This is a genomic window from Lacibacter sp. (assembly GCF_035299325.1).
GTDB lineage: Bacteria > Bacteroidota > Bacteroidia > Chitinophagales > Chitinophagaceae > Lacibacter.
On the sequence record NZ_DATGWT010000004.1, the window covers coordinates 307,703 to 320,822 of the forward strand.

The 13,120-nt window shown below is 40.9% G+C and carries 9 protein-coding genes; all 9 read right to left on the minus strand.

The window, feature by feature from the left end; genetic code table 11:
* Position 1 precedes the first annotated feature (1 nt).
* A complete protein-coding gene (locus VK159_RS03045) occupies positions 2 to 3,547 on the minus strand; it encodes a molybdopterin-dependent oxidoreductase (RefSeq protein ID WP_324228665.1) in 3,546 nt (1,181 codons plus the stop codon).
* A gap of 57 nt (positions 3,548 to 3,604) precedes the next feature.
* Positions 3,605 to 4,909, minus strand: coding sequence for a NarK family nitrate/nitrite MFS transporter (locus VK159_RS03050; protein WP_324228666.1), 1,305 nt, complete (start codon positions 4,907 to 4,909; stop codon positions 3,605 to 3,607).
* 27 nt (positions 4,910 to 4,936) lie between these two features.
* On the minus strand, positions 4,937 to 5,797 hold the full coding sequence (locus tag VK159_RS03055) for an ABC transporter ATP-binding protein (protein WP_324228667.1): 861 nt from the start codon (positions 5,795 to 5,797) through the stop codon (positions 4,937 to 4,939).
* 48 nt (positions 5,798 to 5,845) lie between these two features.
* The gene (gene nrtS / locus VK159_RS03060) at positions 5,846 to 6,043 is read right to left on the minus strand and encodes a nitrate/nitrite transporter NrtS (RefSeq protein WP_324228668.1); all 198 of its coding nucleotides are present in this window, start codon (positions 6,041 to 6,043) and stop codon (positions 5,846 to 5,848) included.
* 18 nt (positions 6,044 to 6,061) lie between these two features.
* Positions 6,062 to 6,847: a nitrate ABC transporter permease gene (gene ntrB, locus VK159_RS03065; RefSeq protein WP_324228669.1), complete on the minus strand. Its 786-nt coding sequence runs from the start codon at positions 6,845 to 6,847 to the stop codon at positions 6,062 to 6,064.
* A gap of 66 nt (positions 6,848 to 6,913) precedes the next feature.
* On the minus strand, positions 6,914 to 8,122 hold the full coding sequence (locus VK159_RS03070) for a CmpA/NrtA family ABC transporter substrate-binding protein (RefSeq protein WP_324228670.1): 1,209 nt from the start codon (positions 8,120 to 8,122) through the stop codon (positions 6,914 to 6,916).
* Between the two features lie 47 nt (positions 8,123 to 8,169).
* The gene (locus VK159_RS03075; protein ID WP_324228923.1) at positions 8,170 to 9,720 is read right to left on the minus strand and encodes an alginate export family protein; all 1,551 of its coding nucleotides are present in this window, start codon (positions 9,718 to 9,720) and stop codon (positions 8,170 to 8,172) included.
* A gap of 196 nt (positions 9,721 to 9,916) precedes the next feature.
* Complete coding sequence (gene nirD / locus VK159_RS03080; RefSeq protein WP_324228671.1) at positions 9,917 to 10,264, minus strand: nitrite reductase small subunit NirD; 348 nt, start codon at positions 10,262 to 10,264, stop codon at positions 9,917 to 9,919.
* Between the two features lie 216 nt (positions 10,265 to 10,480).
* Positions 10,481 to 12,979, minus strand: coding sequence for a nitrite reductase large subunit NirB (nirB, locus tag VK159_RS03085; protein WP_324228672.1), 2,499 nt, complete (start codon positions 12,977 to 12,979; stop codon positions 10,481 to 10,483).
* Between the last annotated feature and the right edge of the window lie 141 nt (positions 12,980 to 13,120).

A 13,120-nucleotide genomic window follows, 5' to 3' on the forward strand; every position in this document is an offset into this window, starting at 1 on the left:
TTTATTTTTCTGCGAGTACTGTTTCTTTTACGTTTGAATGAAGATTGTTTTCCAAGATCGTTTTCACTTCAGGTCTGCAACTGCCGCAACCCATACCAGCGCCTGTTAATTGACACAACTGCAAGTGATCTTTACAACCTTCTTTTATTCTGTTGATGAGATTTCCTTCGCCCACATTATTACAACTGCACACCAGTTTGCCGATCACAGGCTCAGGTGCTTTACCAGAACGTAATAATTGCAAACGTTTTTCACTCAACTCCATTTTTTGTTCAATGAGGTTGCGGTATTCAAGGAACTCACTCTTATCACCTATTAAAATTGCACCAATCAAACGATCATTGTGAATGATACATTTCTTGTAATAACGTTTTGCTTTATCAATAAACACCACTTCTTCATATGCAGGATCATCAGGGCATTCCACTTCACCCAATGAACAAAGTTCTGTGCCATGCATTTTCAAAATGTTCATGAGCAATGAACCGGAATAGTAGTTCGATATATCTCCACCTAAATATCTTGCAACAACTTCTGCCTGTTGTTCAGCAGCTGCAGTGATGCCATAAAGAAATCCTTTGAATTCTGCAATTTCTCCAATGGCAAATACAGAAGGATCATTTGTTTGCAGGTATTCATCCACCACAACACCACGTTTACAATCGATGCCTGCTGCTTTTGCAATTTCAATATTCGGCACAGTGCCGATTGCAATCACAATTGCCTGGCAATCGATCATCAAACCACTCTTTAAACGAATGCCCGTAACAGTTGTATCGCCAAGGAAACGTTCGATCTCATCGTTATAATAAATATCAACACCTTTATCTGTTAACTCTTCGTGCAGCAACTGGCTTCCCAACGGATCAAGTTGACGATCCATTAAACGGGAGATACGTTGCACAATGGTTACTTCCACTCCTACTTCACGCAACGATGCTGCTAATTCAATACCCAGCAAACCACCACCAACGATCACTACTTTTCCTTTTGCCGGATCAACATGGTATTTGAAATTATCAGCATCAGTTCTGCTGCGCATTGTAAAAATGCCCTGCATAGCTGGCACATCACGCAGCATAGCAGCACGACTACCGGTTGCCAATAACAACACATCGTACTGATGAACATTGCCTTTGCTATCGATCACCGTTTTTTGTTCACGGTTGATTTCTATAATACTTACACCACGATGCAGTTTGATATTATAATCATATTCTTCCGCATCGCTCATTTTAATAAGGTTCTGCCATTGCAAAGTGCCGCTGATATAGTCGGGCAGCAATACACGGTTGTAAAATGGAAAATCTTCTTTGCTGAAAATTTCAATTTCATCATCTGTATTGATCATGCGGTAGCTGCGTACAAAACCACAGGCACCAGCACCTGCACCCACTACAATTATTTTTTGTTTTACTTTCTTATGAAGTTTCACTTCAACAGCAGAGAATTTGAAATCAGGTTCTTTACTTTTCGGATCAACTAAATTGTTGGTGAGGTTATTTGCACGGTTTAAATCACTGTTCAACACTTTGCCCCAATGCATCGGCAAAAACACAACACCTTTTTTAATGTCAGTTGAAAATCTTGCTTTCACCCGCACATTACCTCTTCCATTAAAAATTTCAACGAGGTCGTTTTCTTTAATGGAACGCTTCGCTGCATCATCAGGATGTATTTCTAAAAACGATTCTGAAATATGCTGTTTGAGCTTATTTACTTTTCCTGTTTTGCTCATGGTATGCCACTGATCACGGATGCGACCGGTGGTTAACACCAATGGAAAATCACGACTTAATTTTTCTGATTGATTCTCGTCATTAAATGAGTGAATGATGGCTTTTTGCGAAGGCGTATGAAACTTACGATCGGTGAACAATCGTTTTGTACCATAACCCTCCGATGAAGAAGTGTAAGGCCATTGCACCGAACGTTTCTCTTTCAGAATTTCATAACTCAATCCGCTCATGTCGATATTTGTACCGGCAGTGAGTGCTACATGTTCCGCAAAAATTTCAGAGAAGCTGTTGTAATCAAAACCATTAAAGCCCATCTTTTTTGCAAAGCGGCAAATGATCTCTGCATCGGGCAAGGCTTCACCCGGTGCATCTATAATTTTATTCAAGTAGCTGATGCGGCGCTCTGCATTCGTCATGGTGCCTTCTTTTTCGGTCCATGATGCAGCAGGTAACACCACATCCGCATACCTGATTGTCTCGGGGCGATTGCTGACGTCTTGCACTACTACAAACTTTGCTTTTTTCAATCCTTCTTCTGCCATGCGCACATCGGGTAAACTGATGAGCGGATTGGTACAAAGTATCCAGATGGCTTTTAATCGTCCATCATTCAACGCTTCAAACATTTCTGTAGCAGTAAGACCAGGTTTAGCAGCGATCGTTCCCGGAGCAACACCCCAGAAATTTTCAACTGCAGCACGGTGTTCAGGGTTCAGCAGATCACGATGAGCAGGTAATAAGTTTGACAAACCTCCAACTTCTCTTCCTCCCATTGCATTTGGCTGACCGGTTAATGACAACGGACCGGAGCCTGGCTTTCCAATATGACCGGTAATTAAATTTAAGTTGATGAGTGAAAGGTTTTTGTTTACACCAATCACGCTTTGGTTTAAACCCATCGTCCACATGGTAATAAAACCTTTCGCTTTGCCAATGTAAGAAGCCGCTAAACGAATATCTTTTTCATCAACACCACAAATGATAGCTGCTTCTGCAATGGTGCGTTCAAAAACCGTGTCTCGGTATTTTTCAAAGCCTTCTGCATGATTAGCGATGAAATCGAGATCCACATCTCCATTCTCGATGATCACTCTTCCTATTGCATGATGCAGTGTTACATCAGTACCGGGATTTAACTGCAGATGAACATTCGCAATAGAACAGGTTTGTGTTTTACGTGGATCACTGACAATAATCTTCAGGTCAGGATTTTTCTCACGTGCTGCTTCCACTCTTCTCCATAAGATGGGATGACACCAGGCAGGATTAGCACCCGCAACAAAGATCACATCAGCCAATTCAAGATCATCATAACTCACCGGCACACTGTCTTCACCTAAACTCATTTTATAACCAACCACTGCACTGCTCATGCAAAGCCGGGAGTTGGTATCAATATTATTGCTGCCAATAAATCCTTTGATGAGTTTATTAATGACATAATACTCTTCTGTTAAACACTGACCCGATGCATAAAAAGCAACAGAATCAGGACCATACTTTTCAATTAACGTTGCAAACACTTTCGCTGTACGTTCCAACGCTGTATCCCATGTAACCCGTTGACGAGGTTGGTTACGATTGTAACGCATCTCTGGATAAAGCAAACGATCAGAGCGATCATTCACTGTGTAATGCAGGTTCATTCCCTTACTGCAAAGCATTCCTTTGTTTACAGGATGGTTTTTATCCCCTTCAACATGCAAACGTCCGAGCTTATCCTTGCTGGTAACAATACCGCAACCTACACCGCAATAACAACAGGTGGTAAGGTTAGCCGCAGCATTTCCTGAGCTGTTTAACTCCATAGTATGTTCATTCGTTTCCTTCACTATACTTTTTTATAATAAGCAATCACTGAATCATCAGGCTGCGTTTTCCAACGCCACATTAAGCTCTGCTACTTTTTCTTTCTTCGTAAACCTTGTTACCAGTACCAGTAACGATACTGCCATTACGATCATACCGATATATCCGAACGCATCAACATAAGTAATGCTTTTACTTTTAAACAGAAATCCAAACAACATACCACCCACATTGCCACCTGCGCCAACAATACCACTCACTAATCCAACATTCTTTTCATTTACAAAAGGAGTGATGGCATAAGTTGCACCATTCGCCATTTTCAAAAACAATGCAAAAGAGATCATGGAGATGATGGCCATGGTAAATGAACCGGCTTGTGCAAAGAGCATCAAACCTGCACCTTCGAGTAACAATACAGCAGCAAGCAATAAACCTTTTCCACGCATACCATATTTTCTACCAACTCTATCAGCAAAGATGCCGCCGAGTGCACGTGCAAAAATGTTCATGAAACCAAACACACCGGCCCAGAAACCTGCACTGCTTTGTGATAGTTTAAACTCCTGTACAAAGTGAAGCGCAGCAATATTGTCGAATGTAATTTCCATACCAAAGCAAACGCCGTATGCTAATGCAAGCGACCAGACTCTCCAGTCTTTTAACACACTGTAATCTGTTTTGCCTTTCGCTTTTACTTCACGTTCAATTTCATCGTAGTTACCGGCGGGTGTATCTTTTGTATAACGGAAATAAAGAAATGCAGCGATCAGCATCATTACACCGGGAACGATCATTGCATAACGCCATGCTTCACCTTTTGTGTAACCAAAGCCAACAATAGCTGCAAAGATCAAAGGCATAACCATGTTGGTGATACCACCACCAAGATTACCCCAACCACCTGCAACTGCATTGGCTGTTCCTTTAATGTTTGCTGCAAACATCATGGATGTGTGAAACTGTGTGATCACAAACGATGCACCGATAACGCTGATCGCTAAACGGAACAACAAAAACGAAGTGTACGATTGTGCAAGCCCAACACCCATTACAGGTATGGCTCCTATTAACAACAAAGCTGTGTATGTTTTACGTGGACCCCATGTATCGCACAAGCGACCAATCAATAAACGTGCAATGATGGTACCTGATACAGATGCGATCACAATGTTTCCGATCTGTGATTTATCTAAATGCAGGTCCTCTTTAATGGTTGGCATTAATGGAGCCAAACCAAACCATCCAAAAAAGCAAACAAAGAATGTAAGCCATGTAATATGGAAGGTTCTCATTTGCACACCACTCAATGAAAAGATATTGAGTTTGCTTAGTGGTTGTTGTAATTTTGCTTGCGACATCAGCTGTTGTTTAAGTGTTAGAATGAATTAATGTATATCGTTGATTGAAAATTTATCGATCAGCAGACTTAATAACTTGTCGTGGATCGCCATGTAACAATCATCATGAACGATCTCTTTTTTATTTCTTGGTCTTGGCAATGGCACATCCACAATTTCTTTGATGGTTGCAGCCGGACCATTGTTCATCACCACTACACGATCGCTTAAGAAGATGGCTTCCTCCACATCATGTGTAACGATCACAATTGTCTTTTCCCTGTTATCAAGATTCCACAATTTCAAGAGCTCAACATGCATATTGCTTTTGGTCAAGGCATCCAGTGCACCAAATGGTTCATCGAGCAAAAGAATACTTGGGTTAATGGCGAATGCTCTCGCAATAGCCACACGCTGTTTCATACCACCTGAAAGATGACCGGGCAATTTGTCTTTGTGCGACCAGAGATTTACCATCTTCAGGTTTTTCTCAACTAATGCTTTTTTCTCTGCTGTAGTTTTATCTTTCAAAGCAGCGTCAACTGCTTCGTAAATATTACTGTACACACTCAACCAGGGAAGCAAAGAATAGTTTTGAAAAACGATGCCTCTGTCGGGGCCGGGCTTTGATACTATATTTCCATTGGCGATCACTTCACCCGATGTTGGTTTCACCATGCCGCTGATAGTACCCATCAACGTTGATTTACCACAACCGGAGTGACCAATGAGTGCAACGATCTCTCCTTTCTTTACATTCAATGAAATTTCTTTCACCGCCGTATAAACACCAGTAGGTGTTTTAAAGCTTACAGATACATTGTTGATTTCAATGCTCGGCTGTTCAACCGTATCAACTGCTGAATTTATTTCTACCACCCGTGGACTTAATTCTAATGTTGTTGCCATAACTTTTCAGTTAAGAATTTAAAATTTCGTTTTCTGTTATCGCCCCGTTCATGCTTTTTGCTTTGTTGCTTTTATTGATGAATAAAGCGACACACAAAACGGAGTAATATAAGTAAGCATGATCCTTATCAGGTTCTTCCCTGTAAATGTTCCATCTACAATCACATCGTAACTGTTTATGATGTTCAAAACAGTTCCAACGATCACTGCTACCAGTAAAGCTGTTGTTATATTTTTCTTATTCATAAACATTTGTTTTGTGTATTAAGCAGCGAAGCTGAAACGTTTTTGAAGTGCCATAAAAATTCTGTCGAGCAATAACCCAACAATACCGATGATGATGATAGCTACTAAAATTTTCGCAATACTTCCGCCGTTGAATCCTTCTTCCCAAACAAAATAACCAAGCCCCATACCACCCGATAACATCTCACCTGCCACAATCACCATCCATGCAACACCAATCGACAAACGCAAACCGGTTAAGATGTGTGGGAATGTATAAGGCAACACAATTTTTGTAATGTATTTCCAACGGGAGAAGCCAAATGCTTTTCCAACATTTTTATGATCCTGCGGAATATGTGAAACACCAAATGCTGTGTTGATGAGCGTTGGCCATAATGAACAAATGAAGATCATGAAGATGCTTGCCTGTGGTGAATCCTGGAAAATGGCAAGACCTAACGGAAACCATGCCAATGGAGAAACAGGACGAAGGATCTGTACCATTGGGTTAATGATGTTCATGGTAATTTTATTAGAGCCCATGATCAAACCGATTGGAATGGCAATTAAACTACCAAAGCCAAAACCAATACCAACACGACTTAATGAACTGATGAGTTTTGTACCGATACCTTTATAATCAGGATCGTCCTGCATGGGATTTTGCATTACTTCCTTAAACACTTCCCATGTCATTGCCGGCGTAGGAATTTCGTGTTTAGTGATCGCTGCAATTAATTCCCATATACCACCCATCAGTGCAAGCCCACCTAAGAAGTAGAGCAGCGACTGGAGCGTTTTAAGTGAGAAGAAATTTTTCATCGTAATTATTTTTTTTGAGTAGTGAATGGTGAGAGCGAATCACTCACCATTCACCACTCACCTTTATTAATGCTTTGTTGTTTTCAAATACGCCGACACATTGTTTGGATCAAACGCTACATCAAAATTTGTTTTGATCACCTGCATATCAGGTTGCACAGGCACACCCATTTCTTTTGCCACTTCAGCAAACAGATCATCCAACACTAATTTCTCAGCAATGGCTTTGTAATTCGGTTCAGTTTTTAAATAACCAAATCGTACATACTGTGCCAGAAACCAATGAACATATGACTTCTTTGGTGTGCTTACAATGCCGTTATTATAAAAGGTCATGTAATCATCTTTATACTTTTGCACACCTAACTCGCAACCGAGATCGTATGAACCTTTTAATCTTGCTTCCAATACCTGCACAGGAGCGTTTACATAATTCGGTTTTGAGAGCCATGAAGCTACCTTTGCACGGTTGCTCATATTATCGAGCCACTTACATGCTTCAATAATTGCTTTCATCACTTTCTTCAGGTCTTCCCTGTTAGCTGAAGCAAATGCTGAGTTAACCACCAATGCTTTTTCAGGATGATTCTTCCAGAGATCTTGCGAAGAGATATGTGTAAAGCCAACGTTTTGTGCGGCTGCAACACCATTCCATGGTTCACCCACGCAATAACCTTCCATATTATCAACACGCATGTTGGCAACCATTTGCGGAGGAGGAATGGTGATGATACCAACTGACTTTTGGTTGATACCCGCTGCTGACATCCAGTAACGCAACCAGATATCATGTGTACCACCGGGGAATGTTTGTGCAAAAGTTACTTCCTTTCTGCTCTGAACATTTTTTACACCACCAGCTGCTTTGTTCACTTGTTTAAAACCAACCTGTCCGCAAAAATCTTTTGAAAGTGTAATGGCCTGTCCGTTGTTGTTCAGCACCATGGCGATCTTCATTTCTGATCCTGCTTTACCACCAACACCTGTATAAACTGAAAGCGGCATCGAGAATAAACAATGTGCACCATCCAGTTCGCCATTCAATATTTTATCACGCACTACAGCCCATGATGCCTGTTTTTCAAGTTCCACATCCACTCCATACTTCGCAAAGAGTCCGAGTTCTTTTGCCGCTACCAGTGGTGCGCAATCGGTAAGAGGAATAAACCCCAGTTTTATTTTACGTGCAGGCGAAGAAATCTTAAAAGCAAAAATGCCAGTCAGCAACAATGTCATTGCTGAAAAAAGAATTATATTTTTAATTGAGAGTTTCATTGTTAAATGTTTTAAGTGTTACCAATCTTTATTCATTCATCACATTATCACTGTTTAATCGCCACAGGTTTTGTATAAAGGAAATCAGGTGAGAAGCGGAGCATTGCATAAAACCAATTTCCTGTTTTCCTGTAATTCGCTGCAGCCGCATCAGTTGTTGCCTGTCCTTTTGCAATGGCCATATTACCGGTTGCATTCATAATTGAATAACCCAATTCTATATTCGTAAACTTGTTCATGTTGTAGTTCAACAGGAAATCAAGTTCATTACCCAGATTTTTACCAATAAAAGAACCATCGGCTTTCTTCATGTCCTTATCAATAGAGAACAAATGAAAATCAACACCCGCTGTTAAAGCTGTACCGGTGTACTTCACTTTGAAGTAAGGATTTTTCAATCCACCTGCAGGTGAACCTGTTCCTACATAGAAATAATCCATAAAACCCCAATGACGGTGCGGTGTACCATACAACGGATCAAATTTTTCATCTGTTGCTGTTATTGCATCGTTACCGCTTAATAATTCGTAACCGGGTGTAATACTGATCTTCCCTTTTTGATAAGTTGCGGAGAGAGCATAGTGATATGCATTTTTCATTTTTATACCATCACGGTTTTTGCCGCTTTGTGCATAGAACGCACCTTGAAAAGCGATCTTCCCAAAACCTGAAGCATTACCTATTGTTTGGTTGATCATTAAACCATACGTGTAGCGTTGGTTCATTCCTTTGTAGTTGAAAGGATCAGCAGCACTTGCCGCTACAAAGCGACGACCGTATACATAACCTGTTGCATCACTGCCTGCTGAATCAAGTTTGTATTTACCGAAATTGTCGTTGAAGAAGAGCGCAGAAAATTTCGTCTGCTTAATTTTCTTACTGATGTACAAACTTGCGAATGATTTGTAATCCTGGTTACCACCATTTGTTGTGGGCGGATTCATAAAAACAGGAGCACCTGTTTTGCTGCTGTTGTTCGCAGCATTACCTGCCGTTGCCATTGGTAACATACCGGCAGGTGTTGGTACTAAGGTACCAAATGAGTTTTTTACATAAGCTGGTATATTGGAAGGAACGTATCCTGTTCCGGTATATCCAAATGCATCAGTGTTTTGATTAAAAGCATAACCGATATCGATCTGCCATCCTTTATGTACGGTTTTCAGCAAAGCCATATCATGACGGCGTGCCTGTTGCAACCAATCTAAATTGCCGATCAAACGCACATCATCATAAATTAATTCCTGGCGTCCCACTTTCAGGCTCATCAGGTCAATACCTTTTGCTTTGATCGTGGTGTCTGCACTGTTGAACAATGTAAGATCTGCCCAACCTTCATGCAGCATTAAACGATTACCGTCTGCATTCGAAATAGAAGATGCATCCTGTCCCCAAACACGAACATCCTGTACTGCCACACCAAAAGTTAACCTGTCCCATTTATAGCCAAAGTTCAATCTTGTACGTTGTGAAGTAAATACAGCGGGCTTTGAACCTTTCAATACGAGGTTGCCCAAACCGTTGCGCACTTCAGTACGTGTGCGGAGCTGGCCTGATAATGTGAACTGTGCCTTTGTTGTACAATAAGCGAGTAGCATCAAGCTCAAAAAGATTATTCGTGTTGTTTTAAAATTTTTCATGTTAATTTTGGTCGATTTTAAGGTGATAAATCCTGGAATCATACGGCCCGGTTAGACTGCCATCTGCCGGGCTATTTTTTTCAGCTGTGCTGAGTATTTCGTTTACTTTCTCTTCATGTAGTCTGTAAGTTTTGGTTTTGAAATAGTTGTTTTATTAATCTTCAATGCCGATATATACCGTACCGTTCTCCACTTTCACTTCGTAGGTTTTAATGGCGCATTCATCACCACTCAGGCATTCGCCTGAAACCAACGAAAATGTTTTCTTGTGAAACGGGCAGGCAACTTTCGGTTCTTCGTTTTGTGTACCGATCATACCACGGCTCAACGCCATTTGCTGACGATGTGGGCATTCGTTTTGGGTGGCATACCACTCATCTCTCCTTGTAAAATGGAAAAGTGCAATTTGTGTGTCGTTGTATTTTACACACACACCACCGTTGGCAGGAACGTCTTCGGTTCTGCAGGCGGCAAACCATGTAATTGTTTTTTCTGCGATCATATTTTTAGTACTTAAAGGACTTATTGAATACCTGTTGACGAAACAAGTGTTTACACAACAGAACAGAGCTTCCTTTTTTTATATGCAGGCAATCGCAGAAAAGTGGCCATTGGGGCCTTAGCAATCAATCATCGAAAATTCATTTGAGGTATTATCCGGAGGTTAAAAAGCAACTTTCTATATGGCGGCAATCGTCTTATTCAAAACCAAAAATTCTTATTTCCATTCTTTAGCACGCTTCTGTTCACGCATTGGATCAAATACAACTGTTGGATCTTTTTCTTCGGGTGCATTCACAAAGTGATTGAAGCGTTTTCTCAATTCAGGTGTTTCAATGGCAGCTTTCCATTCGCACTCGTAAGAGTTTACATGGTTTTCCATGGCCGCTTCCCATTCTGCATTCATGCCTAATGCATCATGCACAACAACTGAACGTAAATAATCAATTCCACCTTCCATCTTGTTCAACCATGTAGCAGTACGTGTTAACGGATCAGCAGTTTTTACATAGAACATTAAGAAACGATCGAGATACTTCACACATGTTTCTTCATCAATATCTGATGCGAGTAACAATGCATGTTGTGGTTTACTACCACCGTTGCCACATACATAGAGGTTCCAGCCTTTTTCTGTAGCAATGATGCCAAAGTCTTTACTCTGTGCTTCGGCACATTCACGGATACAACCACTCACACCCCCTTTTAATTTATGTGGAGAACGAAGACCACGATAACGTTCTTCAACACGTATAGCAAAACTTACACTATCGTGCAAACCGAAACGACACCAGGTACTACCCACGCAGCTTTTTACAGTCCGTAAACTTTTACCGTATGCATGTCCGCTTTCAAAACCAGCTTCAATTAATTCCTCCCAGATGTTCGGCAGATCACTTAAGTGTGCACCAAACAAATCAATACGCTGACCTCCGGTAATTTTTGTATAGAGATTATACTTTTTCGCAACCTGACCAATCACAATTAATTTATCAGGTGTAATTTCTCCGCCGGGAATACGGGGAACTACAGAATATGTTCCACCTTTTTGAATATTCGCTAAGAAACGATCATTACTATCCTGCGCTGTATCATTTCCTTTTTTCAAGATTACTTCGTTCCACAAACTGGCGAGGATCGATGCAACAGGAGGTTTACACAATTCGCAACCATCACCTTTCCCAAACTTATCCAGCACTGCATCGTAGGTGCGCAGATCATTTATTTTGATAAGATCAAATAATTCCTGACGACTGTAATCAAAATGTTCACACAATACATTACGAACAACCTTGCCTTGTGTTTTCATGGTATGTACCATCAGATCTTTCACCATGGGCACACAACCACCACAACCTGTTCCTGCTTTGGTACATTTTTTAATACCATCAACAGTTTCGTAACCAAGTTTTACAGATTCGCAAATAGCACCTTTTGTAACTGCTTCGCAACTGCAGATCACTGCATCATCAGGTAAACTTGTAACACCTGCACCACCATCACCTTCACCACCTCTTGCACCAAGAATTACATCTTCTGTATTGGGAGGCAACACTACTTTGTTTTTGCAGGTTTGCAATAACATATTGTATTGTTCTGCATCACCTACTAAAATTCCACCCAACAATTCTTTACCATCGGCACTTACATTAATACGTTTGTAAACACCTTTCACGCTGTCATCAAACACAATACTTCTAACACCATCACCACTCACAAACGGATCACCAAAGCTTGCAACATCTACCCCGATCAGTTTGAGCTTGGTGCTCATATCAAAACCTGTAAATGATTTTTCACCACCAGTTAAATTCGTTACCACTACTTCAGCCATTTCATAGCCGGGAGCAACAAGACCGTAGATCATTCCCTTATGTAAAGCACATTCGCCAATAGCAAAAATAAAAGGGTCGGATGTTTGCAAGTTGTCGTTAACGGTTATTCCTCCACGTGGACCAACTTCAATTGATGCATTTCTTGCCAACTCATCTCTTGGTTTAATACCTGCAGAGATCACCAGCATATCAACATCAAAAGAACTATCATCAGAAAAACGCATGCTGCTGATGGCTTCATCACCATTAATAGCCGTTGTATTTTTTGATGTATGAATTGTAAGACCGAGGTCTTGTAATTTCGATTGTAATAATCTTGAACCTGCATCATCTATCTGACGAGGCATGAGGCGTGGAGCAAATTCAATCACCTGTGTATCGGTAACACCAAGGTCGAGCATGGCTTTCGCAGCTTCCAATCCCAACAAGCCACCACCGATCACTGCACCTTTCTTCGACTTCTTGGCCCACTTGGTCATCAACTCCAGATCTTCAATTGTGCGGTAGATGAATACACCTTCTTTTTCAACACCCGGAATTGGCGGAACAAAAGCGGCCGAACCGGTAGCCAGGATCAGGTAATCGTAATTTTCGGTTATACCTGCATGTGAGTGCACGGTTTTCTTTTCCCGGTCGATTGAAACCACAGGATCTGAAAGGTGCAGCACTATACCATTATCAGTATACCATTCTTTGGGGGCGAGGGAAAGGTCGTCGGCAGACTTACCGGCGAAATACTCACTTAGATGAACCCTGTCGTAAGCAGGTCTTACTTCTTCTCCAAAAACTACGATGGAGATGTTACCGGCACTATTCTTTTTTACAAGCTTTTCGCAGAACTTGTAACCCACCATGCCGTTTCCTATTACTACCACTTTCATGTTGTTACTGTTTTAAGTGTAAACAATAATGGTAGCAAGCAATCGTATTTAAATTATAATCATATAATACTTTTTATGGCAAATTCAACTATCAGTAGCGTATTAAATGATTTCTGTCATGAAATTAAGGCTATTTTTTGT